This is a genomic window from Streptacidiphilus sp. PB12-B1b (assembly GCF_014084125.1).
Lineage (GTDB): Bacteria > Actinomycetota > Actinomycetes > Streptomycetales > Streptomycetaceae > Streptacidiphilus.
This window is the reverse complement of the sequence record NZ_CP048405.1, coordinates 697848-720319: the sequence shown is the minus strand read 5'-3', so window position 1 is coordinate 720319 and position 22472 is coordinate 697848. Positions and strand designations below refer to the sequence as shown.

20 protein-coding genes are annotated in these 22472 nt (G+C 75.5%); 12 read left to right on the top strand and 8 right to left on the bottom strand.

Translation table 11 applies throughout. The features are described from left to right. Positions 1 to 23: 23 nt before the first annotated feature. The 3 genes from GXW83_RS03395 to GXW83_RS03385 are packed head-to-tail and all read left to right on the top strand — an operon-like array spanning position 24 to position 2285. The gene (locus GXW83_RS03395) at positions 24 to 569 is read left to right on the top strand and encodes a hypothetical protein (protein ID WP_182441422.1); all 546 of its coding nucleotides are present in this window, start codon (positions 24 to 26) and stop codon (positions 567 to 569) included. A gap of 4 nt (positions 570 to 573) precedes the next feature. Beyond that, positions 574 to 1416, top strand: coding sequence for a futalosine hydrolase (locus tag GXW83_RS03390; protein WP_182441421.1), 843 nt, complete (start codon positions 574 to 576; stop codon positions 1414 to 1416). Next, on the top strand, positions 1413 to 2285 hold the full coding sequence (locus GXW83_RS03385; RefSeq protein WP_182441420.1) for a 1,4-dihydroxy-6-naphthoate synthase: 873 nt from the start codon (positions 1413 to 1415) through the stop codon (positions 2283 to 2285). The genes GXW83_RS03390 and GXW83_RS03385 overlap by 4 nt, the downstream gene beginning before the upstream one ends. Before the next feature lie 120 nt (positions 2286 to 2405). Here GXW83_RS03385 and GXW83_RS35015 read toward each other — a convergent pair whose 3' ends face one another. Further along, complete coding sequence (locus GXW83_RS35015) at positions 2406 to 2789, bottom strand: cold-shock protein (RefSeq protein WP_182441419.1); 384 nt, start codon at positions 2787 to 2789, stop codon at positions 2406 to 2408. A 410-nt stretch (positions 2790 to 3199) separates the two neighbouring features. On the opposite strand from GXW83_RS35015, the gene GXW83_RS03375 reads away from it, so the two are divergent. After that, positions 3200 to 3445, top strand: coding sequence for a hypothetical protein (locus GXW83_RS03375; protein WP_182441418.1), 246 nt, complete (start codon positions 3200 to 3202; stop codon positions 3443 to 3445). An 85-nt stretch (positions 3446 to 3530) separates the two neighbouring features. Here GXW83_RS03375 and GXW83_RS03370 read toward each other — a convergent pair whose 3' ends face one another. Continuing rightward, positions 3531 to 4157: an HAD family hydrolase gene (locus GXW83_RS03370; protein ID WP_225446728.1), complete on the bottom strand. Its 627-nt coding sequence runs from the start codon at positions 4155 to 4157 to the stop codon at positions 3531 to 3533. 152 nt (positions 4158 to 4309) lie between these two features. Here GXW83_RS03370 and GXW83_RS03365 point away from each other — a divergent pair, with 152 nt between their 5' ends. Continuing rightward, entirely contained in the window at positions 4310 to 5227 is a 918-nt protein-coding gene (locus tag GXW83_RS03365) for a class I SAM-dependent methyltransferase (RefSeq protein WP_182441417.1), read from the top strand. Here GXW83_RS03365 and GXW83_RS03360 read toward each other — a convergent pair. Further along, positions 5211 to 6362: a hypothetical protein gene (locus GXW83_RS03360; RefSeq protein ID WP_182441416.1), complete on the bottom strand. Its 1152-nt coding sequence runs from the start codon at positions 6360 to 6362 to the stop codon at positions 5211 to 5213. The genes GXW83_RS03365 and GXW83_RS03360 overlap by 17 nt on opposite strands. 324 nt (positions 6363 to 6686) lie before the next feature. Between GXW83_RS03360 and GXW83_RS03355 the strand changes: the two genes are divergently transcribed. The 3 genes from GXW83_RS03355 to GXW83_RS03345 all read left to right on the top strand — a co-directional run bounded on the left by GXW83_RS03355 (position 6687) and on the right by GXW83_RS03345 (position 11234). Then, a complete protein-coding gene (locus GXW83_RS03355; protein WP_182441415.1) occupies positions 6687 to 9179 on the top strand; it encodes a helicase-associated domain-containing protein in 2493 nt (830 codons plus the stop codon). A gap of 213 nt (positions 9180 to 9392) precedes the next feature. After that, entirely contained in the window at positions 9393 to 10529 is a 1137-nt protein-coding gene (locus GXW83_RS03350; protein ID WP_182441414.1) for an esterase family protein, read from the top strand. 102 nt (positions 10530 to 10631) lie between these two features. Beyond that, the gene (locus GXW83_RS03345; protein ID WP_225446727.1) at positions 10632 to 11234 is read left to right on the top strand and encodes a Uma2 family endonuclease; all 603 of its coding nucleotides are present in this window, start codon (positions 10632 to 10634) and stop codon (positions 11232 to 11234) included. A 7-nt stretch (positions 11235 to 11241) separates the two neighbouring features. Here the strand turns inward: GXW83_RS03345 and GXW83_RS03340 are convergent, their stop codons facing one another. Next, on the bottom strand, positions 11242 to 12801 hold the full coding sequence (locus GXW83_RS03340) for an alpha/beta hydrolase (RefSeq protein WP_182441413.1): 1560 nt from the start codon (positions 12799 to 12801) through the stop codon (positions 11242 to 11244). Positions 12802 to 12898: 97 nt separating this feature from the next. Here GXW83_RS03340 and GXW83_RS03335 point away from each other — a divergent pair, with 97 nt between their 5' ends. After that, entirely contained in the window at positions 12899 to 13891 is a 993-nt protein-coding gene (locus GXW83_RS03335) for a MerR family transcriptional regulator (RefSeq protein WP_370466547.1), read from the top strand. Here GXW83_RS03335 and GXW83_RS03330 read toward each other — a convergent pair. After that, positions 13819 to 14580 (bottom strand): TetR family transcriptional regulator, encoded by a 762-nt coding sequence (locus GXW83_RS03330; protein WP_182441412.1) that lies wholly within the window; start codon positions 14578 to 14580, stop codon positions 13819 to 13821. The two genes, GXW83_RS03335 and GXW83_RS03330, sit on opposite strands and share 73 nt — an antisense overlap. A 172-nt stretch (positions 14581 to 14752) precedes the next feature. Here GXW83_RS03330 and GXW83_RS33765 point away from each other — a divergent pair, with 172 nt between their 5' ends. Both GXW83_RS33765 and GXW83_RS03320 read left to right on the top strand, forming a co-directional pair. Then, positions 14753 to 16357 (top strand): DUF4157 domain-containing protein, encoded by a 1605-nt coding sequence (locus GXW83_RS33765; protein WP_225446726.1) that lies wholly within the window; start codon positions 14753 to 14755, stop codon positions 16355 to 16357. A gap of 126 nt (positions 16358 to 16483) precedes the next feature. Further along, positions 16484 to 18130, top strand: coding sequence for a DNA repair helicase XPB (locus GXW83_RS03320; RefSeq protein WP_182441411.1), 1647 nt, complete (start codon positions 16484 to 16486; stop codon positions 18128 to 18130). Between the two features lie 30 nt (positions 18131 to 18160). Here the strand turns inward: GXW83_RS03320 and GXW83_RS03315 are convergent, their stop codons facing one another. Together GXW83_RS03315 and GXW83_RS03310 are read right to left on the bottom strand one after the other, a co-directional pair. Further along, on the bottom strand, positions 18161 to 18931 hold the full coding sequence (locus GXW83_RS03315) for a DUF4232 domain-containing protein (RefSeq protein WP_182441410.1): 771 nt from the start codon (positions 18929 to 18931) through the stop codon (positions 18161 to 18163). 142 nt (positions 18932 to 19073) lie between these two features. Continuing rightward, positions 19074 to 19259 carry a hypothetical protein gene (locus tag GXW83_RS03310; protein WP_182441409.1) on the bottom strand — a complete coding sequence of 62 codons (186 nt, stop codon included), beginning with the start codon at positions 19257 to 19259 and terminating at the stop codon, positions 19074 to 19076. 368 nt (positions 19260 to 19627) lie between these two features. Between GXW83_RS03310 and GXW83_RS03305 the strand changes: the two genes are divergently transcribed. Next, positions 19628 to 21718 (top strand): AAA family ATPase, encoded by a 2091-nt coding sequence (locus GXW83_RS03305; RefSeq protein ID WP_225446725.1) that lies wholly within the window; start codon positions 19628 to 19630, stop codon positions 21716 to 21718. A gap of 33 nt (positions 21719 to 21751) precedes the next feature. Here GXW83_RS03305 and GXW83_RS03300 read toward each other — a convergent pair whose 3' ends face one another. After that, positions 21752 to 22459, bottom strand: a complete 708-nt coding sequence (locus GXW83_RS03300) for a copper homeostasis protein CutC (RefSeq protein ID WP_182441408.1) — start codon at positions 22457 to 22459, stop codon at positions 21752 to 21754. Positions 22460 to 22472 lie beyond the last annotated feature (13 nt).

Here is a 22472-nt window from a genome sequence, read left to right as displayed (position 1 = left end):
CGACGACAGGTAGCCTCAGCACCATGAGTATCAACCGCGCTGTCCTCGCCCTCGGAGCCGTCGCCGTCGTGGGCGTCGCCACCGTCGGTGCCTCCGTCGCTGTCGCCAACAGCAAGGGCAAGCCCGTGCCCAACGCCGCTGTGCTGACCGGTTCGACGTGGACCCAGTTCAAGCCGCTCTGCTACAACGCCGGCAAGCCGCTGACCGCCAAGCAGCAGGCCGCCTGCACGGCCCTCGTGCAGAAGCAGCTGTCGAGCCCGAGCGCGCTGAAGACGATCACGATCGCCAACACCAACAGCACGTTCTCGATCAACCTGGACCAGCTCGCGGCCAACAAGGGCTGGACCGCCGGCGGCCAGAACGGCCAGCTGGTCCCGGTGACCAAGCACGCGTACGCCGGTCCGCTGTCGGTGACGCCGGTGCTGACCTCGACCTCGCAGAGCACCGGCGCGGCCTCGCTGGCCGACAACGGCCCGGTGCTGATCATCGAGGGCCAGCGCTCGTCGACCTCGCCCAACGCCCCGGTCTACGGCGAGTGGCTGTTCCAGCTGAAGGTCAAGGGCTCCTGACCCGGTGACCTCGGCCGCACCCCGACTGCTCGTCGTCACCGCCGTCGCTCCCGAAGCGGCGGCGGTGCTTCGTGGCGTCGGGGCGGCGCTGCCGGACGCCGAGCCGACGCAGGCCCGGCTGCCCGGCGGCCACCTGCTGCACCGGCACGGCCCGGTGGACGTGCTCGCCGCCGGGGTCGGCCCGGCAGCGGCGGCGGCCGGTACGGCGACCGCCCTGGCCGTGGACGGCTACGCGCTGGTCGTCTCCGCCGGGATCTGCGGGGGCTTCGCCCCGGCCGCTCCGCTGGGCTGCGCGGTGGTCGCGGACGCGATCGTCGCCGCCGACCTGGGCGCCCAGACCCCGGACGGCTTCGCCAGCGTCACCGAGCTGGGCTTCGGCCGGGTCCGCCACGAGACGGCGCACGCCGGGGCGGTCGCCCGGGCCCTGCGCGCGGCGGGCCTGCCCACGGCGGTCGGGGCGGTGCTCACCGTCTCCACCGTGACCGGCAGCGCGGAACGCGCCGCCGAGCTGACGGCCGGGCACCCCGGCGCGGTCGGCGAGGCGATGGAGGGCTTCGGCGTCGCCGAGGCCGCCGCCGCGCACGGCACCCCGGTGCTGGAGCTGCGCGCCGTCTCCAACGCGGTCGGCCCGCGCGACCGGGCGGCGTGGCGCATCGGCGACGCCTTCGCCACCCTGGAACGGGCCTTCGCCGCACTGCCGTACCGGGACCTGCCGTACCGGGACCTGCCGTACCGGAACCTGCCGTACCCGGACCTGTCCCAGCAGGCACAGCCGTCCCAGGCGCACCCGCGCGGGGGCCCGCAGACCGCACCGTCCCACGACGCACCTCCGGGAGGGACCGCATGACGACCCGCCTCAGCACGGCCTACTCGCCCTGCCCCAATGACACCTTCGTCTTCCACGCCTGGGCCCACGGCCTGGTCCCCGGCGACCTCGCGCCCGAGGTGACCTTCGCCGACATCGACGTCACCAACGGCCTGGCCGAGCGCGGCGAGCTGGACGTGCTGAAGATCTCGTACGCGGCGCTGCCGTACGTCCTGGACGAGTACGCGCTGCTGCCCTGCGGTGGCGCGCTGGGGCGCGGCTGCGGCCCGCTGGTCCTCACCGGCCCGGACGCCCCGGCCGACCCCGCCGCGCTGGCCGGGAAGACCGTCGCCGTGCCCAGCGAGCGCAGCACCGCCTACCTGCTGTTCCGGCTGTGGGCGGCGCAGGCGGTGCCCGGCGGGCTGGGCGAGATCGTGGTGCTGCCGTTCCACGAGATCATGCCCGCCGTCCGGGACGGCAAGGTCGACGCCGGGCTGGTCATCCACGAGGCCCGCTTCACCTACCAGCAGTACGGGCTGCGGTCGCTGGCCGACATGGGCGAGGCGTGGGAGGCGGCGACCGGCCTGCCGATCCCGCTGGGGGCGATCATCGCCCGGCGCTCGCTCGGCCCGGAGCGGCTGCGCGGGCTGGCCGAGGCGATCCGCGCCAGCGTCGCCCACGCCTGGGCGCACCCGGCGGACAGCAGGGAGTACGTGCTGGCCCACGCCCAGGAGATGGACCCGGCCGTCGCCGACCAGCACATCGCGCTGTATGTGAACGACTTCACGGCCGATCTCGGCCCGGACGGCTATGCGGCCGTCCACGGGCTGCTGGACCGCGCGGCGGCGGCGGGCCTGGTGCCCGCGACGGCGCCGGGGGCGCTGGACTTCCCGGGCGCGGCGGCGGGCTGACCGGCCCGACGGCCGCGTGCGGCCCCGGCGGCGCTCGAGGCGCCGGGGGCCGCACGGCTGTGACCGGGGGCGGTCGCCCGGCCTGGTCGGACGCCCGGCCTGGTCGGACGCCCGGCGGCGTCAGACGTCCAGCTGGTCGGCGACCGCGCGCAGCACCGTGGCGAGCTGGTGTCCCTGCTGCTTCTCCGGGTACCGGCCGTGCTGCAGGCCCGGCAGGATCTTCTCCAGCGTGGTGGTGAGGTCCTGGACGATGGGGGCCAGCTCGTCCGGCTTGCGGCGGTTGGCGGCGGCCAGCGAGGGGGCGTCCTCCAGCAGCGTCACGGACAGCGCCTGGTCGCCCCGGTGCCCGGCGACCACGCCGAACTCCACCCGCTGACCGGGCTTGAGCGCCTCGACGCCGCTCGGCAGCGCCTTGGAGTGCACGAAGACGTCGCCGCCGTCGTCGCGGGAGAGGAAGCCGAAGCCCTTCTCGGCGTTGAACCACTTGACCTTGCCCGTGGGCATCGGGGACCTCGTCGCTGGTGAGTCGGGGAGAGCGGAAAAGGAGGAGCGGGGACGTACGGGACTGCGGGCACTGCGGGACTGCGGGGGCGCTGCGCCTCGCCGGACGGCCGCCTCAGCGGGGCGTCAGGTGGTTCACAGCCGGGCCATTGTCCCAGGCCGGCAGCGGGGTGATCGAACGATTTCCCCCGGAGGGAGCCCCGGCTCCGAGGGGGCGCCGGGATGAGCGGTGCGCCGGAGCCGTCTCGCCGCTGTCATGGTGCACCCCCGATCGGTCTGCGGTGGGGGCAGGCGCCGCCGTGTAGTGGTGCCGTCCCCGTGTGTGACGTGCATACCCGTGCCACGTGACGGCGTAACCCTCGAACGGGGCGGACCGGGCGGGAACGGCGGTGCGGCGGACGTATCGTGGTGCTGTGACTACCGAAACTCCCCAGCCCGGCGACGCCCTGGTCCGGGTCGGCGCGATCCTCTTCCTGATCGGCGCCGTGGCCACCGTCGTCACGGTGGCGCCGCTGTTCCTGCACCTGACCAGGCTGCCGACGCCGGCCTACTTCGTCTGCATGGTCATGCCGCTGGGCTTCGCCGTCGCGCTGGTCGGGCTGCTGAAGTCGGCGCGGAGCCAGCGCCGGGGCCCGGTCCGCACCGGCCAGGCGAGCTAGCCGCCACCGCCGCCCGGGTCGGCCGGTTCGGGCCGCTCGGCTCGGCCCGGTCAGGCGGTCGGGCCGGTACAGGCGGTCGGCCCGGTCAGGCGGTCTGCCGCAGGTGGTCGGCCAGCCAGGCGGGGAAGGCGGTGAGGTCGGCCAGGACGATGTCGGCCCCGGCCGCGTCCAGCGCCGCGGCGTCGTACGGGCCGGTGGCGACGCCGACGGCCACGGCCGAGGCGGCCTGGGCGCCCTGGATGTCGCCGAGGTGGTCGCCGACGTAGATCGCGGCCCCCTCCTCCCGCAGCCGCAGGCCCTTGTCCGGGCCGAAGACGGTCCCGTGCAGCGCCTCGACCTCCAGCTCCAGCGCGTCCAGGTTGAGCCGGGCGTTGGGCGCGTACTTGCCGGTGACCACCACCGACCGGCCGCCGTGGGCGCGGACCGCCGCCAGCGCCTCGTACGCGCCGGGCAGGGCGGTGCAGCCGGCGACCGCGTGCTCGGCGTAGATGGCGCGGTACCGGTCGGACGCCGCCTGGACCGCGTCGGCCGGGAACCAGTTGGCCATCTCCAGCTCGACCGGCGGCCCGAGCCGGCTGACCACCAGGTCCGAGTCGATGGACACGCCCGTCTCGGCGGCCAGCAGGTCGTAGGCGGTCTTGATGCCCGGACGCGAGTCGATCAGGGTCATGTCGAGGTCGAAGCCGACGGTGAAGTGCGCGGTTTCCTTCATGTCGGCCACTCTAGAGGGCCGGACAATCGGGATATATCACCTATATGCCATCGTCCGGAGCCGCCGTCGGCCGGGCGGTGCGCATGCACACGGTCCGGATTCGCCCTGTCACAGCACTTGTGACGTACGTCACCCGTGGTCACCATGGCAGGATGCCGACCACAGCAGAGCAGGCAGCGCAGACAGCAGCGGCCACCCCCGCGCCGTGGGCGAGGAGCGGCCGCAAGGCGGCCATCGCCCAGGGGTTCGACCTGGTCGCCCACGAGTACGGCACGGGCAGCGGCGGCTTCTTCACCACCCTCGGCACCCGGCTGGCGGCCGCCGCCGGGCTGCGCCGCGGCGACCGGGTGCTGGACCTCGGCTGCGGCCGGGGTGCGGTGCTGTTCGCGGCGGCCGAGGCCGTCGGCCCGGACGGCTACGCGGCCGGGATCGACCTCTCCCCCGCCATGGTCCACGCCACCGCCGACGAGGCGGCCCGGCGCGGACTGCGCAATGTCGCGGTCCGGGTCGGCGACGCCGAGGACCCGGGCTTCCCCGCGCACTCCTTCGAGGCGGTGCTGGCCGGGCTGATGATGTTCATCACACCGGACCCGGACGCCGCCCTCGCCGCCGTACGCCGGGTGCTGGTGCCCGGCGGGCGGTTCGCCATGAGCACCTTCGGCCCGGCCGAGCCCGGCTGGGCCGAGGCCCTGGACGCCGCCCTGGCCTTCCAGGACCCGCCCCCGGCAGGCGCACCGACCACGGTCAAGGGCGGAAACGGCCGGTTCGACACCGTCGACGGCATCACCGGCACCCTCGCCGCGGCAGGCTTCACCGAGGTCGCCACGGTCGAGGGCGAGCACGTGGCCCGGATCGACGCCGACCAGTGGTGGGCCTCGGCCTGGGCCTCCGGCCGCCGCGCCGCCCTGGAGCGCATCCCGGCCGACCGCCGCGAGGAGGCCCGCCGGGCCGCCTTCGCCGTGGTCGAACGGCTGTACGTGGACGGCGTGCTGACCCGCCGCACCACCGTCCGCATCACCACCGCGACCGGCCCCGCGACGGCCGAACCCGTTGCTAGCGGCGGCGGTTGATCTGCCAGGCGAGGAAGGCCGCGGAGACGCCCGAGGCCAGCCGCAGCCACAGCGCGACGGCCGTGTGCAGCGCGGCGGTGAACGCGGCATGAGTCTCCGGGTGCCCCGGCCGCCCGTGCGCCTGCGAGTACAGGTTGAAGCCGAAGACCGCCGCGAGCGCCAGCGGCAGCCACAACCCGGCCGTGCGGCCGATGCGTTGGCCCAGCCGCCGGGAGGTGTAGGCGAGGAACCAGCCGAAGACGGCGACGTACCACAGGCCCAGCGCGGTCGCGGCGAGCAGCACCAGCACGGCCAGGCTCTCCACCAGCGGCAGCGGCCCGCGCGGCACCGCCTGCACCAGCACCGGCGGTGCGGCCTGCGGGACGACCGGCGGCGCGGACCGCCGCAGCCGGAGCAACCGGCGCGCGGACAGCACCGCCGGGCCCGGCACGGCCTGCCCGGTCCCGGCCGGGCCCGGCTCCTCGGGCTCCTCCCGCTCCTCGGCCTCCGCCGCCTGCGCGGCCTGCTCGTCGGCGACGGTCCCGCCGGGGTACTGCCGCTGCGCGGGGATGCGCGCCGCCCGCTCGTCCGCGCCCGGGTCGAGAAAGTCGGGCTCGTAGACCGCCCGCCAGCCGGGCAGCTCACCGCTGGAGGCGGCGATGGACTCGCTGACGGGGCGTCCGGCCGGCTCCTCGTGCGCCGTCCGCCACCAGTCGTCCGGCCCGGAGCCGGCGTCCGCTCCGCCCGGTCCGGCCCCGGAGGAGCCGCCCGGCACCGGCACCGAGGGCCCCTCGGTGCGGCCCCACAGCCGCCCGCCGCGCTTCGCCAGCCCGACGGCCTCCATCGACGCGGGCACCCCGGCAGCCGACCCGCCGCCGGGCGGGGCGCCCGCGTCGTCCGCCGCCTGCGGCACGCCGCCGTGCACCGCCTGCCGGACGACGTCGGCGGGCGTGCCGATGTCCGACAGGATCCGGCGCACCGCCGCCTGCTCGGTCCGCTGCGACCCGGCCGGGGCGCTCCCGCGCTGCCCGTCGATGGCCTGCCGCAGCCCGGTGACCAGCCGCGCCCGCTCGGCCGCGGTCAGCGAGGTGGCCTGGGCCAGGTCGCCGACCCGGCTCAGGTAGTCGTAGACGATCTGGTCGCTCTCGATACCCATACGACGACTGCCCTCCCCCTCCGGCGCCCGGCTGCCGAGGAACCCCGGAAGCTCCCAGAAGCTTAGGGCGGCCTGCTGGTTGTCAGCGTGCGTACCCGGAGATCCCCGCGGCTACGCCCGCCGCACCCGAACGCGCCCCCGCCCCGGCAGCGGCCCGCCACCGCCCCGGCCGCGCCCCGGCCCGCGCGTCCCGGCCCGCGCGTCCCGACCCGCGCCGCCGGGCCCCGCCGCCGACCCCCGCCGACCCGCCGTCGGCCGCCCGCGGCGCGGGCCCGGTCCCGCGGGCTGTGCCCCCCGCCACCGCGAGCGGCTAGCCTGGATCGGATGAGCAGCCGAAGAAACGGTAAGTCCGGCAGCACCGCCGCGCCGCGCACCCTCGCGGAGGAGCTGCGCGCCCGGCCGGACGACGGCCTGACCGCGCTGCTCCGCTCCCGGCCGGACCTGCTGCACCCGGTGCCCGGCGACCTGACCCAGCTGTCGACCCGGCTCTCCACCAAGGCGTCGGTGGTCCGCGCCCTGGAGCGGCTCGACCGCTTCACCCTGCAGACCGCCGAGGCCCTGGCCGTCGCCCCGGACGACTGCCCCCGGGCGACCCTGGTCGGCCTCCTCGGCGGCGCCGATCCGGACGCCGCGCTGGCCGCGCTGCGCACCCAGGCCCTGGTCTGGGGCCCGGACCAGGGCCTGCGGCTGGTCCGCACCGTCCGCGACGTGCTCGCGCCCGCCGGTGGCACCCCCGGGCCGACCGGCCTCGGGCCGACCTTCGCCGAGGCGTCCGCCGGGCTCTCCCCCGGGCGGCTGCAGGACATGCTGGCCGACGCCGGGCTCCCGGCCACCCACGACCCGGTCAGCGCGGTCGCCGCGCTCACTGCCCTGTGGGCCGACCACGCCCGCGCCGAGGCGCTGCTGGCCGGAGCCGTCCCCGGCGTCAAGGACGTGCTGCGGCGGCTGATGTGGGGGCCGCCGTACGGCGGCGCCCAGCCCCGGGCCGTCCGCGCCGCCGAGGCCCGCACCCCGGTCGAGTGGCTGCAGGCGCGCGGCGTTCTGCTCCCGGCCGGGCCGGAGAACGTGGTGCTGCCCCGCGAGGTGGCGCTGCACCTGCGCGGCGGGCGGGCGCACCAGCACGTCGAGGCCAGGCCGCCGGCGGTGGAAGCGGTCGCCGTCCACGACCCGGCGCAGACCGACCGGGCGGCGGCGGCGCGGGCGTTCACCGCCGTCCGCACCGTCGAGGAGGCGCTGGACCTGTGGAGCACCGACGCCCCGGCGGTGCTGCGCACCGGCGGCCTCGGCGTCCGCGAGCTGCGCCGCACCGCGACCGCGCTGGACCTGCCGGAGCCGGAGACCGCGTTCTGGCTGGAGCTGGCCTTCGGCGCCGGGCTGCTGGCCAGCGGCGAGGCCCAGGGCGCGCGGGCCGAGGCGTCCCAGACCAGGACCGCCGCCGACGCCTGGACCGACCGCTGGATGCCCACCCCGCTGTACGACGAGTGGCTGCGCCGGCGGGTCGCGGAACGCTGGCTGCTGCTGGTCGGCAGCTGGCTGGCCGGCACCCGGGTGGCCGCGCTCGCGGGCACCAAGGACGCCAAGGACAAGGTGCTGTCGGCCCTCGGCGAAGGCCTGGACCGGGCCATCGCGCCCGAGGTGCGCCGGGCCGTCCTGCTGCGGCTGGCCGAGCTGGCCCCCGGTTCGGCCGCCGACCGGGCCTCGCTGCTGGCCCGGATCCAGTGGCAGAGCCCGCTGCGCGGCGGCGCGACCCGGGACCGGCTGGTCGGCTGGACCCTCACCGAGGCCGAGCAGCTGGGCCTGACCGGGCGCGGCGCGGCGGCCTCCTACGCGGCGCTGCTGCTGGACGCGGTACCGGCGGGCGGCGATCCGGCCGCCGAACGCGCGGCCGACGAACGGGTGGTGGCCGCGCTGGCGCCGCTGCTGCCCGAGCCGCTGGACCACGTCATCCTGCAACCCGATCTGACCGCCATCGCGCCCGGCCCGCTGCACACCCCGCTGGCGCAGACCCTGGCCGTCGCCGCCGACATCGAGTCCAAGGGCGGCGCGACCGTCTACCGCTTCACCCCGGAGTCGGTGCGCCGGGCCCTGGACGCCGGGCGCAGCGCCGACGAGCTGCACGCCTTCCTGGCGCGGCACTCGCAGACGCCGGTGCCGCAGCCGCTGAGCTACCTGATCGACGACGTGGCCCGGCGGCACGGCCGGCTGCGGGTCGGCGCGGCCTCGGCGTACCTGCGCTGCGACGACGACGCGCTGCTGAGCGAGCTGCTGGCGGACCGCCGGGCGGCCTCGCTGCGGCTGCGCAGGCTGGCGCCGACGGTGCTGGCGGCGCAGGCCGACCCGGGGTCGGTGCTGGCCCAGCTGCGGGCGATGGGCTACGCCCCGGCGGCGGAGTCGCCCGACGGCGACGTGCTGATCTCGCGTCCGGACGCGAGGCGCACGCCCCCGCGCAGCGCGCCCGCGCCGGTGCCGGACGGTCCGCCGCCGGTTTCGGAGGCGATGCTGGGCGCGGCGGTGAAGGCGGTCCGCGCGGGCGACCGGGCGGCGACGGCGGTGCGCCGGGAGCCCGAGCACCCCCCGTCGGAGCTGCCGCGCACGGCGGCGGCGGAGACCCTGGCCGCGTTGCAGACGGCGGTGCTGACCGGCGAGCGGGTCTGGATCGGCTATGTGAACGCGGAGGGCTCGGCCAGCCAGCAGGTGGTGGAGCCGGTGCGGGTGGCGGGCGGTTTCGTCACCGCCTACGACCAGCTGCGCGAGGAGATGCGGACGTTCAGCCTGCACCGGATCACCGGGGTGGCGGAGTTGGCCGAGGATTCATAGGAAGCCCCTGTGCCCGGCCTGTGCGCAGGTGCAACCGTCCGGGGGCGGCCCGGCGTCCCTGCTGGTGCCCGCGTCACCACGCGCCCCGTGGGCCGCACGCCCCGGGGAGCACCGCCCGCCGGGGCCGCCGCGTCCGTCAGGGACGCCGCGCCCCACCGGCCGGGGTGACCGCCGTCACGTCCACGCCAGCCACCCAGCTCGGAGCGCTCCACCATGCGTCTGCACCGCACCCGTCGCCGCCTCGCGGCCCCGTCGTCGGCACCAGCCGCACCGCAGCCGGCCCCGGCCGCCGGGCCGCACGCCGCCGGACCGCTCCCGGCCCCCGCGCGGCGCGGGCGGCTGGCGCCGGGCCTGACCGCGGCCCTCGCGCTGGCGCTGGCGCTGCCCCTGGCGGCCTGCGGCTCCTCCGCGCACAGCAGCGCGACCGGCCCCGCCGTCCCGCCCGTCGGCACCGCCGCCACCGCGCCCCCGGCCCCGCCGACGCCGTCGCCGTCCAGCACCGCCGTCTCGCTGCCGACCGGCCCGAAGGCGGCGCTCACCGTCGCCGAGCACACGTCCGTCGGCCCGATCTACGTGACCACCCTGCACGGCGCCAAGTCGGGCGTGGCGGGCAAGGTCTGGGTGTGGCTGCCGCCGCAGTACGACGATCCGAAGTACGCCCATGACGGGTTCCCGGTGGTGACCCTGTACGCGGGCGGCTCCAGTGCGGGCTACAACACCTGGACCGACCAGCGGCAGCTGCCGATCCAGGCCGAGGACGTGGCCCTGGCCAAGCAGGGCAAGGCCCACCCCTTCATCATGATCATGCCGATCCAGAACTTCCACGACGACGACGCCCGGCTGCTGGACTGCAGCGACATACCCGGCCACCAGAAGATGGCCACCTGGATGGGCGAGGACGTCCCCGACTTCGTCCGCGCCAACTTCCGCACCCTGACCAGCCGCAACGGCTGGGGCGTGATGGGCGCCTCCACCGGCGGCCTGTGCAGCGCCAAGCTGGCCCTGCAGTTCCCGCAGACCTTCAGCGCGGCCGTCCCGATCGACGGCTACTTCCTGCCCGACTCGCTCTACTGGCGCGGCCACGCGGCGGAGCTGAAGGCCAACACCCCGCAGCTGATGGTGGCCAGGTCCACCGCCGACGTCTCCATGCTGGTCACCGCGGGCGGCGCGGAGCCCTACGAGCAGTCCGTGGTCAAGGCGTTCGTCAACGCCGCCAGGACCTCGCCCTCGGTCCACCTCACCTACTACGTCCTCCCCCACGCCGACCACCTCACCTCCGACTTCAAGCGCCTCATCCCGATGAGCCTGGAATACCTCACCCAGCACCTCGCACCCCCCACCGCCGGCTGACCCCGACCGCAGTCCGTCCCGGCGCCGCTGTCGGCAGGCCACGATAGGTTCGACAGTGGAGCGGCGGGCAGGTCCGCCACCCGCACGACGAAGGAGCAGGCCATGCCCGATCCTGTCGATCCGGCGGTGTACGCGCGCATGCGCGCCATCGCGCAGGAGCTGTGGCCGCTGGCCGACCACCTCGACGGCTTCTGGGGCGTCGAGATCGGCGCCTCCGGGCCCTTCGTCATGATGAGCCCGGTGGGTCGGCACGAGGCGATCACCTATCGCGTCGTGCGGCAGCTGGAGGAGCAGATCCCCCGCACCCACCCCGGCACGGACGTCATCGCCCAGTCCGGCACGGAGATCGAGGACCCGTCCATCGGCCGGATGCGCCGACCCGACGCCGTGGTCGTCCCGCTGCACGTCCTGGACGACTCCGAGGGAACCGTCGACGCCGGAAAGATCCACGCGGTGGTCGAGGTGGTGTCGAAGAACAACCCGGACAACGACTACGTCGAGAAGGTCGCCGACTACCCGGCCATGGGCATCCCGCTGTACCTGCTGGTGGACCCGCGCAAGGGCGTCGTCTTCACCTACCAGGACATCCTGCCCGGCTCCAACGGTCCCCGGTACGACCGGATCAGCGAGTACGCCTTCGGCGACACCGTTCCCTTCGGCCCCTGGCTCATCGACACCGCCGGCTTCAAGCGCTACTCGGCCTGACCGGCCGTCAGGCGTGGAGGTGGGTGAGGACGGTGCGGGCGGCGTGGCGCAGGGCCTCTCGTGCCTCCTCGGTGTGGTCGAGCGTCTCGAAGCCGTGGTGGGCGCCCGGTACCTCGACCAGGTCGAGGGCCGGGCCCCGGCCGTCCCGGGCGGTCTCGGCGGCGGCGGCCAGGAACTCCTGCTGGGTGGCCGCGATCTCCGGGCGCTCGCGCTCCACCCGGGTCAGCACCACCGGCAGCCGCCCCGCCGTGCGCAGCGCCGCCGCCGGGCGGAAGCGGTCGCCGACGAAGCCCCAGTTCGGCAGCGGCGCCAGCAGCGGGTAGGTCGCGGCCAGGCAGCGCAGCCACGGCGGGGGCGCGGCCAGCCACCCCGCCGACAGCAGGGCGCCGCCGGAGAAGAACCACAGCGCCACCCGGTCCGGGTCCACCCGCGGATCGGCCCGCACCAGCTCGACCGCGGCGGCGACGTCCGCCTCGGCGCGCCCGAAGTCGCCCAGGCCGTGCAGCCGGTGGTCCACGGTCGCGGCCAGCACGCCCTCGCCCGCCAGGTAGCGGCCGTAGCCGACGAAGACCGACCAGTCGCGCGGCGTCGGCCGCCCGTCGGCGGGCACCGGGCCGCCGTGCACCAGCACCACCGCCGGACGCGGACCGTCGGCGTCCGGCGGGTAGAGGTCCACCCGCCCCACCCGCTCCCGCTCCCGCGCGGGCACCTCCAGCAGGAACGCCCGGGCGTCCGCCGCCGGCCCGGCGCTCCCGGCGGCCAGCCGGCGCCCCTCGCCCGCCGCGGCCCGCAGCAGCACCCCGGCCAGCTCGTCCGGGGCGGAGAGCATCGGCCAGTGGCCGGTGTCGATGTCGAAGAACCCCACCCGGGGGTCGGCCAGCGCCTGGAACTGCGGGTTCCCCAGCGCCAGCAGGGACTGCACCAGCTCGGTGCTGGAGCCGTTGGCGGTGCAGAACACCCCGCTCGTCGGCACCCCGGCCGCCGCCCCGGTCAGCCGCAGCGGCTGGTCGAAGGTGCCCAGCGGCTGCGGCGCGGCGCGCTCGGCCAGCAGCGCCAGCGCCTGCGCCGGGACGCCGGCCGTGCTGCCCCACAGCGCCCACTCCTCGGCCGAGGGCGCGGGGATGCGCAGGCCGTCGCCGGACGTCGCGGCCCGGGCGCGCAACCAGTCGCGGACGCCCTGGTCCGGCAGCAGGTCGAGGACGGAGTCGCCGTCCCGGGGCATGCCCGCGTCCAGGTGGACGATCCGGGCGATCCGCTCCGGGCGCCGGTCGGCCGCGCCCAGCGCCGGGTGGATGCCGTAGCCGTGGCCGACCAGCACCACCTGGGCGGCGGGCACCGCGTCGATCAGCCGCACCAGGTCCTCCACGTGCGTCTCCAGGTCGATCCGCGCCCCGGCCTCCGGGCCGGCGGCCGCCCCGGCGGGCTCGGCGGGCTCGGCGCGGCCCGGCCCCAGCCCGGTCAGCTCCGCCGGATACGCCTCGGCCCCGGCCGCCCGCAGCCGCGCGGCCACCCCGCCCCACACCCACGCCCCGGTGTAGGCCTCCGACACCAGCACCAACGCCGCCATGACCGCCTCCTCGTACGCTCGCGTCCCCACGGGCGGCCGTACCGGACGCCCGCCGTCGCCGGTACCGTAGGAACTCCCCCTGAGGGAGGTTCAAGCCGTGCCGACCGAGGCCATGTGGAGCATCGGCGAACTCGCCGAACACGCGGGCGTCACCGTCAAGACCGTCCGCTTCTACTCGGACAGCGGCCTGCTGCCCGAAGCCTCCCGCAGCGCCGGCGGCCACCGCCGCTACGGCCCGGAGGCGCTGGACCGGCTGCGCCTGATCCGCTCGCTGCGCGCCCTGGACCTGCCGGTGCCCGAGGTGGGCCGGGCGCTGGAGCAGTTGCTGGAGCGGGACGCCGCGCTGGAAGACGTCATCGCCGGACACCTGCGCGAGCTGGGCACCAGGATGACCGCCCTGCGCTGGCGCGAGGCCGCCCTGCGGCTGCTGCAGGACTCCGCCCCGCAGGAGCGCGCCGACCGGCTGCGGCTGATCGGATCCGTCACCACCCCGCCCGACACCACCGCGCTCGCCCGCTTCTGGCGGCGCTGGCTGCCGCCGCGGCTCCCGGCCCGGCTGGTCGCCGCCATCGTCGACCAGGCAGTTCCGCAGCCGCCGGACGATCCGACCCCGGCGCAGGTCCTGGCCTTCGCCAGGCTGCACGCCTTCGTCTCCGGCGACTGCCGGGGCACCGACCGGGGCCAGCCCGCGGCGCACCGGGCCGGGCCGGGCTTTCGCCCGGCCGTGCTCTACGACGGCCTGCGCGAGGCGCACCAACTGGCCTCGGCGGAGCTGGTGGCGCAGCGCCCGCCGCGCCCGGGCGGGGCGCTGGACTGCTTCGTCGCCGCCTACGCGGGGGCGCACGGCTCCCCGGACACCCCCGACTTCCGCCGCGGGCTCAGCCGCAGGCTCGCGGCCGACCCCCGGATCCACCGCTACTGGCAGCTCGCCGCCGAACTGACCGGCCCCGGCGTACCGACCCTCGGGGCCAACGACACCTGGCTCTGCGCCGCCCTGGACGCCCAGGTCGCCGCGGATCAGCCCGCTGCCACCGCGCCCGACCCCGACTCCGACTCCACACCCGCGCCCGCGCCCGCGCCCGCGCCGTAGCCGGACAGGCCGGCGTCGAGCAGGCGGGCGGCACGGCGGACATCCGCGGTGACCGCCTCGCGGAGCCGGTCCGGGGTGCGGGCGGCGTCCAGGTGGGCGCGCAGGGCGCGGAACTGGACCGGCCACAGGCCCAGCAGCGCGGTCGCGGCGATCTGCGGCTCCGGGTCGTCCGGGCCGACGCCCGCCCGCTCGGCCAGGGCCTGGGCGGCGGCGGCGACCAGCCGGTCGGTCATGTCGCGCTGGTGCGCGCGCAGCGAGGCGGTGCTGTGGATCAGCGCGCCGAAGCGCTGGACGGCGGCGACGGCCCGGGCGCGGTCGTCCTGCGCCTCCAGCCAGGACGCCATGGCGTCCAGCTCCTCGGCCAGGATGCCCAGCGCCGCCGCGACCGGCGACAGGTCGGGCCTGGCCAGATCGGTCCGCAGGGCGGCCATGGTGGCGTCGGGGTGGTCCAGGACCAGCGACTCCTTGGTCGGGAAGTAGTTGAACACCGTCTTCTCGGAGACCCCACACGCCTCGGCGATCTCCGACACCCGCACGGCGTCGAAGCCGCGCTCCACGAACATCTCCGTGGCCGTGTCGGACAGCTGGCGCCGCATCAGCCGCTTCTTGCGCTCCCGCAGCCCCTCGGCGCCGTCGGCCTCGCCCCGGCGGGCGCGCATCGCCCCCCAGTCCACTGTCCGCGCACTCATGCCGTCAGGATAGTCCAGCCGCCACATCCTTTCTGTCGCAGTAAAATTCCACGCACGCCGGGCCGGACGTGCCCGTTCAGGCAGTTGACACTGCCCTTGCACCCCTGGCGCCGCCCTCCCCCCGTCCGATAGTCAGGAAGGGTTGTGTTCCGGCGGCAGAAAGACCCCCTCCATGCGCGCGCAAGACACCGTCCGGACGCACGGCAGCGGGCTCGGCAGTGAGTACGCCGGACGCACCCCGCTCCGCACCCCGGCCGGCGGCCCGTCGGCGGTCGGCGGCGCGGCCCTGTCGCCGCAGTACCTCCTGGCGCTGCAACGCGCCGCGGGCAACGCCGCCACCGTCCAGCTGCTCCGCGGCGCCGGACAGCCCGGGGCCCAGGAGCGGCACCAGCACGGCGCCGGATGCGGCCACCAGCCGAGCGGGCCCCAGGCGTCCGGCCGGCCCCCGGTCCAGCGCTCCACCGTGCACGACGTGCTGCGCGGCGGCGGCCGCCCGCTGGACGACGCCACCCGCACCGACATGGAGGCCCGGCTCGGCGCGGACTTCTCCGACGTCCGGCTGCACACCGGCACCACCGCGCAGCGCTCCGCCGCCGAGGTCGGCGCCCGCGCCTACACCTCCGGCAACCACGTCGTCATCGGCGACGGCGGAGCCGACAAGCACACCCTCGCTCACGAACTCACCCACGTCATCCAGCAGCGCCAGGGCCCGGTGGCGGGCACCGACAACGGCAACGGCCTGAACGTCTCCGACCCCTCGGACCGGTTCGAGCGCGAGGCGGAGGCCAACGCCACCCGGGCGCTGTCCGGTCCGGTCCGGCAGCCGGCGCAGCAGGAGAGCCGTGCGGAGCGGGCCGAGGGCGGCGGGGCGGGCCCGGTGCAGCGCGCGCTGCCGACGATCCAGCGGGCGCGGCTGTCCAGCGGCTCGATCGCCTTCACCAACGTCTCCATGAAGTACCCGCAGTACAGCGACAAGGCCCAACGCATCCTCCAGTTGCTCACCTCGCACAGCGCCATCACGCAGTACATCAACGGGCGCAGGTGCGACATCACCCTGGAGAAGCGCGCCCTGGAGACCCCTGCCGACGTGACCGACAAGGGCGCCGACGGGGTCGACGTCAAGCTCGCCGCCTACTACTTCGAGCAGTACGACATCGGCTACATCGCCGGAATGCTCTGCCACGAGTTCGGCATCCACCCGCTGGCGGAGGCCAAGCCGGGCCTGGCCGGGGAGGAGGAGGGCTTCAAGGGCATGCCCTTCCCGGTGCCGGGCCTGGAGAGCGAGCAGCGGGAGCCGGACGGGTTCGCCTCGATGAACTCGGCCACCGCCAAGCAGTCCGACCACGTCCTCGGCGCGATCCCGGGCGCCCCGCGCTTCACGGTCTACCGCGACGTCACGCTGGAGATGGCCGACCTGCTGCTGCGGGACGTCCACGACCAGCAGCCGAACGCCCACGAGCAGGACGTCCGGGACCTGCTCGACTGCTTCCTGATGGACATCGCCTCCATCGCCGCCACCAACGACGACCGCAAGCGCGGCGCCCCCGTGATCGGCAACAGCGAGGGCGAGAGCGTGCGCGGTGACATCGCGCGGGTCTACAACGCCTACAAGCAGCGGCTGCTGGCCGAGCTCTCGCCGGAGCGGCAGCAGCGCATCGCGCCGCTGTTCCCGCAGGACAAGACCCCGGCGGGGGTCAAGTCGGACTTCCAGGCGCTCATGACGCGCATCGCCAAGGGCGCGCTCTGGGCCTGGAGCATCGACAACAGCAACGGGTAGGCCCGTCCGCCGCCGGGGGCGCGAGCCCACCTCGTCCCGCATCCGGGCATGCCGCTGAGAACGGCGCGCGGGTGCGGGATACTGGAGGGTCTGCCCCCTTTGCCTGGCGTTCCGGAGGACCCGCACGTGAACGATGGACCGCTGATCGTCCAATCCGACAAGACGCTCCTGCTGGAGACCAGCCACCCCAAGGCGGGCGACTGCCGACGGGCGATCGCGCCGTTCGCGGAGCTGGAACGCGCACCCGAGCACGTGCACACCTACCGGGTGACGCCGCTGGGCCTGTGGAACGCCCGGGCCGCCGGGCACGACGCCGAGCAGGTGGTGGACGCGCTGGTGACGTACTCGCGCTACCCCGTGCCGCACGCGCTGCTGGTGGACATCGCCGACACCATGGACCGCTACGGGCGGCTGACGCTGTCCAAGCACCCGGTGCACGGGCTGGTGCTGACGTCGACGGACCGGCCGGTGCTGGAGGAGGTGCTGCGGTCCAAGAAGATCGTCCCGCTGGTGGGCCAGCGGCTCGACCCGGACACCGTCGCCGTGCACCCCTCCGAGCGCGGCCAGATCAAGCAGGTGCTGCTGAAGCTCGGCTGGCCCGCCGAGGACCTGGCCGGGTACGTCGACGGCGAGGCGCACCCGATCGAGCTGGAGCAGGACGGCTGGCAGCTGCGGCCCTACCAGCAGCAGGCCGTGGAGGGGTTCTGGCACGGCGGCTCGGGCGTCGTGGTGCTGCCCTGCGGGGCGGGCAAGACGCTGGTCGGGGCGGCGGCGATGGCCACCGCCAAGGCCACCACGCTGATCCTGGTGACCAACACCGTCTCCGCCCGGCAGTGGAAGCACGAGCTGGTCAAGCGCACCTCGCTGACCGAGGACGAGATCGGCGAGTACAGCGGCACCCGCAAGGAGATCCGCCCGGTCACCATCGCCACCTACCAGGTGATGACCACCAAGCGGAAGGGCGTCTACGCGCACCTGGAGCTGTTCGACTCCCGGGACTGGGGCCTGGTCGTCTACGACGAGGTGCACCTGCTGCCCGCGCCGATCTTCCGCTTCACCGCCGACCTCCAGGCCCGGCGGCGGCTGGGGCTGACCGCGACCCTGGTGCGCGAGGACGGCCGCGAGGGCGACGTCTTCTCGCTGATCGGCCCCAAGCGCTTCGACGCGCCCTGGAAGGAGATCGAGGCCCAGGGCTACATCGCGCCCGCCGACTGCTGCGAGGTCCGGGTCACCCTCACCGACAGCGAGCGCCTCGCCTACGCCACGGCCGAGCCCGAGGAGCGCTACCGCTTCTGCGCGACCACCGCCACCAAGCGCCGGGTCACGCAGGCGCTGGTGGAGAAGCACCGGGGCACCCCGACGCTGGTCATCGGCCAGTACATCGACCAGCTGGACGAGCTGGGCGAGGCGCTGGACGCCCCGGTGATCAAGGGCGAGACCACCAACCCGCAGCGGGAGAAGCTGTTCGACGCCTTCCGCAACGGCGAGATCAGCGTGCTGGTGGTGTCCAAGGTCGCCAACTTCTCCATCGACCTGCCCGAGGCCACCGTCGCCATCCAGGTCTCCGGCACCTTCGGCTCCCGGCAGGAGGAGGCGCAGCGCCTGGGCCGGGTGCTCCGCCCCAAGGCGGACGGGCACACGGCGCACTTCTACTCGGTGGTCGCCCGGGACACCATCGACCAGGACTTCGCCGCGCACCGGCAGCGGTTCCTGGCCGAGCAGGGGTACGCCTACCGCATCATCGACGCGGACGACGTGCTCCAGGCGGACTGAGGGCGGGCGGCACCGGCGGCGGCACCGGTCTCAGCCGGCGAAGGAGACGACCGGGTCGACCGTGATGAAGGAGCCCGAGCCGTCGGTGGCCGGCAGCGTGCCCTGGTTCCACGCCAGGGTGGCCTGGTGGGTCTCGTTCGGCGGGGTGATCACCATGGTGTAGACCCGGATGCCGCTGCCGCCGGTGTTGTTCACCGTGTAGTCGATGTCGAACAGGGCGCTGGCGCCGGGGGCCAGCGTCACCGGCCGCGGGGTCTTCCCGCTGCGCGGCACGGAGAAGGTCCCGGCGTTGCTTCGCAGGTCGACGCCGGGGAAGCCGTCCATGACGCATCCGGCGGGGCCCTTGTTGGTGAGCTTGACGACCTCGGCGGCGGTGGTGTCGCCGACGGACTGCGGGCCGCTGTCGGGGCCTATGCCGAAGCGCAGCTGGGCGGTGGTGCAGCGGGCCGCGGCGCCGGTGCCGGAACCGCCGCCGGAGCCGGACGAGCCGGTGGAGCCGCCGGTGCCGCTGGTCCCGCCGGTTCCACCGCCCGTACCGGCCGACGCCGTACCGCCGCCGCTGCCGCTGCCGCCCGTGGAGCCGGGACCGGACGTCGAGCCCGAGCCCGAGCCGGAGCCGGAGCCCGATCCGGAGCCCGAGCCGGTGGCGGAGCCCGCGCCGGTGGCCGTGCCGGAGGCCGACACCGACACCGCGCCGCCCGCCGCCGTGGTCGATCCGCTCGCGCTGCCACTGCACGCGCTCAGCGCGAGGCCCCCGAGCAGAGCCGCCGTCGCCACCATCGCCACTCGCTGAACACGCATCAGTTCCCCTAGGACGCTCGGCCCCCGGCCGGTGCCGGGGTTCACGATCAGTTTCAGAACCGATCACGAGCCGGAGCGATCAACGGTTTCCGCAGTGACATGGCTGTGACACGTCTGTGAAGTTGTGCGCGGGGCCGCCCGGTCAGTCCTTGACGCCCTCGTCACCGAGGACGACCACGCGGACCGCGGTGACCAGGAAGACCCCCGCGCCGCGCACGGCCGTGCGCAGCGGGTGACGGTTGCCGTCGTGGGGTTGCCGGGTGCTGCCGCTGCCGCCCCGGGCACCTCCCGGGGCCGCGGCTGTGGGGTTGATCTGCGAGGTAGCCATACCTCCACGGTAGTTTTCCGACGCGCGTTCGTGCGTCGCCCGGACGGCCGATACGCGGGCGTAGCGTCGCTCATCCCCGGGACGTAGGCCCCTCACCCGCGCCTCGGGGATCACCCCGACCGCGCCGCGACCCGCCCGCGGCCCGCCGTAGACCGACAGCGGCCCGCCCGCCGGAAACCGGTTCGCGTCCCGGTCGCCGCGGGTCTAGCATGTCCGGTCTGCCGCCTTCCCCTCCGCGCAGAACGGATGCCGGGGTCGGGGAGTGCGCCGACCGGTCGGAACCGGGCGGCTCTCCAACTCCATCGAAGACCCATGGACCGTTGCGCGCCCGGCACCCCCGGCGCCGCGCAACCGGGAAGGCTCCCCCCTTGTCCACGCACACCGACGCGCCGACGGACACCGACAGCAACCCCCTGGACCGCGAACGCGCCCACCTCGCCTCCTCCCGCTCCGCGCTGCGCGCCATGCGCGCCGACGTGGAGTCGCTGGACCTCTCCGACGTCACCGGGAACTGGGTGAACGCCGCGATCCTGCAGCGCGAGATGGCCGACCGGATCAAGGCCCTGGCCGACCTGGCGCACACCCCGCTGTTCTTCGGTCGGCTCGACTACCTGCACGCCCCCGGCCTGGAGCTGGCCGAGGGGGCCACCGGAGAGCAGTTCTACATCGGGCGGCGGCACGTCCACGACGCCGACGGCGACCCCATGGTCATCGACTGGCGCGCGCCGGTCTCCCAGCCGTTCTACCGCGCCAGCCGCAAGGACCCGCTGGACGTCGCCCTGCGCCGGCGCTTCGGCTACACCGGCGGCGAGCTGACCGCGTACGAGGACGAGCACCTGACCGACCCGGCCGAGACGGACACCACCAGCGCGCTGCTGGCCGCCGAGATCGAGCGGCCCCGCGTCGGCCCCATGCGCGACATCGTCGCCACCATCCAGCCCGAGCAGGACGAGATCGTCCGCGCCGACATCCACGGCAGCGTCTGCGTCCAGGGGGCGCCCGGCACCGGCAAGACCGCCGTGGGCCTGCACCGCGTCGCCTACCTGCTGTACGCGCACCGGGAGCGGCTGGCCCGCACCGGCACCCTGGTCATCGGGCCGAACCGGTCCTTCCTGCACTACATCGAGCAGGTGCTGCCGGCCCTGGGCGAGCTGGACGTGGCCCAGGCCACGGTGGAGGAGCTGGTCGCGCACGTGCCGGTGACCGGCGCCGACCCGGCCCGCTCGGCCGTGGTCAAGGGCGACGCCCGGATGGCACAGGTGCTGCACCGGGCCGTCCGCTCCGGCATCCGGCTGCCCACCGAGCCCTGCGTCGTCATCCGCGGCTCCCGCCGCTGGCGGGTTCCGGCGTACGAGCTGGAGGAGATCGTCCGCGAGCTGATGGACCGGGACATCCGCTACGGCGCGGCGCTGGCCGCGCTGCCGCAGCGGATCGCGCACGCGGTGCTGGTGAAGATGGAGAACGGCGGCGAGGCCCCGGACGACCGGGTGCAGGACGCGGTGGCCCGCAACGCCGCGGTCAAGGCCGCCGTCAAGGCGATCTGGCCGGTGGTGGACCCGGTCAAGCTGGTGTTCCGGCTGCTCACCGACGCCGAGTTCCTCGCCGGGTGCGCCGAGGGCGTGCTCAGCGCCGAGGAGCAGCAGGCGGTGCTGTGGGCCAAGGCGCCGCGCAGCGCCAGGTCCGCGCCGTGGTCGCTGGCGGACGCCGTGCTGGTGGACGAGGCCCGCGACCTGGTGGAGCGCACCCACTCGCTCGGGCACGTGGTGCTGGACGAGGCGCAGGACCTCTCGCCGATGCAGTACCGGGCGGTGGGCCGCCGCTGCACCACCGGATCGGCGACCGTCCTCGGCGACATCGCCCAGGGCACCACCCCGTGGGCCACCGCGACCTGGGCCGAGGCGCTGCTGCACCTGGGCAAGCCGGGTTCCCGGGTGGAGGCGCTCAGCAAGACCTTCCGGGTGCCCAGCGAGGTGATCCGCTACGCCTCGCGGCTGCTGCCGGGCATCGCGCCGGACCTGGCCCCGGCCGAGTCGGTCCGCGAGTCGCGGGGCGCGCTGAGCGTCCGCCCGGTCGCGGCCGTGGGCGAGGACGGCGCGGGCGGGCCGGAGGCGGTGCTGGACGCCTGCCGCGAGGCGCTCGGCAACGAGGGGTCGATCGGCCTGATCGCCGCCGACGCCCGGGTGCCGGAGCTGGCCGCCGCCCTGGACGCGGCCGGGATCGGCTACCTGGAGCCGGGCACCGAGACCTCCGCCGAGGCCCGGCTGACGCTGGTGCCCGCCTCGCTGGCGAAGGGCCTGGAGTACGACTACGTCGTCCTGGACGAACCGGCCGCGATCGTGGACGGCGAGCCCGACGCCCGTACCGGGCTGCGCCGCCTCTACGTGTGCCTGACCCGTCCCGTCTCCGGCCTCACCGTCCTGCACGCCCGCCCCCTGCCGGAGGCGCTGGCCTCGGCCTGACCCCGGCGGGCGCGGGCGCGGCTGCGGGCGGCGCTAGGCGGCGGCGTCGACCTCGGCGTCGACCAGGCGGCGCCACTGCTGGACCAGGCCGGTGTCGACCGGGGTGTCCCAGCCGCCGCCGCGGACCATCCCGCCGACGTGGAAGCCCTCCACGCCCAGCGCGCGCAACCCGGCGACCTGGTGCGCCTTCAGGCCGCCGCCGACCAGGATCTGCGGGCCGTAGCCGGGCTGGCCCGAGCAGGCGGTCTCGCTGGCCAGCACATCCAGGCCGCAGGCCACGCCCTTGGGCGAGCCGGCGGTGAGCACGGTGTCCAGGCCGGGCAGCCCGTCGATCGCGGCCCGGACAGCGGCGCGGTCGGCGGCGCTGTCCAGCGCGCGGTGGAAGGTCCAGCGGCAGCCGGGGATGGCGGACAGCACGGTGCGCACCGCCTCCAGGTCCACGCCGCCGTCGGGGGTGAGGAAGCCCAGGACGAACTCCTCGGCGCCCTCGGCGCGCAGCCGCTCGGCGGTGGTGCACAGACCGTCCAGGTCGCGCGGCTGGAAGCCGTCCCGGTCGCGCAGCATGACCCGCAGCGGCAGGTGCACGGCCGCCCTGATCCGGGCGAACTCCTCGACCGAGGGGGTGAGCCCGTCCGCCGCCATGTCCCCGGCCAGCTCCAGCCGGTCCGCGCCTCCGGCCGCCGCAGCCACCGCATCCTCCGCGGAGGTGGCGATCACCTCGAAGATTGCACGGTTACCCACATGACACCCTTTC

Bases quoted from the DNA above. Each gene is read 5' to 3' on its own strand.
- GXW83_RS03385 (WP_182441420.1), top strand. From the start codon at position 1,413: ATGACGACCCGCCTCAGCACGGCCTACTCGCCCTGCCCCAATGACACC.
- GXW83_RS03360 (WP_182441416.1), bottom strand. From the start codon at position 6,362: ATGGGTATCGAGAGCGACCAGATCGTCTACGACTACCTGAGCCGGGTC.
- GXW83_RS03350 (WP_182441414.1), top strand. From the start codon at position 9,393: ATGCGTCTGCACCGCACCCGTCGCCGCCTCGCGGCCCCGTCGTCGGCA.
- GXW83_RS03370 (WP_225446728.1), bottom strand. From the start codon at position 4,157: ATGAAGGAAACCGCGCACTTCACCGTCGGCTTCGACCTCGACATGACC.
- GXW83_RS03395 (WP_182441422.1), top strand. From the start codon at position 24: ATGAGTATCAACCGCGCTGTCCTCGCCCTCGGAGCCGTCGCCGTCGTG.
- GXW83_RS03330 (WP_182441412.1), bottom strand. From the start codon at position 14,580: ATGAGTGCGCGGACAGTGGACTGGGGGGCGATGCGCGCCCGCCGGGGC.
- GXW83_RS03345 (WP_225446727.1), top strand. From the start codon at position 10,632: ATGCCCGATCCTGTCGATCCGGCGGTGTACGCGCGCATGCGCGCCATC.
- GXW83_RS35015 (WP_182441419.1), bottom strand. From the start codon at position 2,789: ATGCCCACGGGCAAGGTCAAGTGGTTCAACGCCGAGAAGGGCTTCGGC.
- GXW83_RS03310 (WP_182441409.1), bottom strand. From the start codon at position 19,259: ATGGCTACCTCGCAGATCAACCCCACAGCCGCGGCCCCGGGAGGTGCC.
- GXW83_RS03340 (WP_182441413.1), bottom strand. From the start codon at position 12,801: ATGGCGGCGTTGGTGCTGGTGTCGGAGGCCTACACCGGGGCGTGGGTG.
- GXW83_RS03365 (WP_182441417.1), top strand. From the start codon at position 4,310: ATGCCGACCACAGCAGAGCAGGCAGCGCAGACAGCAGCGGCCACCCCC.
- GXW83_RS03355 (WP_182441415.1), top strand. From the start codon at position 6,687: ATGAGCAGCCGAAGAAACGGTAAGTCCGGCAGCACCGCCGCGCCGCGC.
- GXW83_RS03315 (WP_182441410.1), bottom strand. From the start codon at position 18,931: ATGCGTGTTCAGCGAGTGGCGATGGTGGCGACGGCGGCTCTGCTCGGG.
- GXW83_RS33765 (WP_225446726.1), top strand. From the start codon at position 14,753: ATGCGCGCGCAAGACACCGTCCGGACGCACGGCAGCGGGCTCGGCAGT.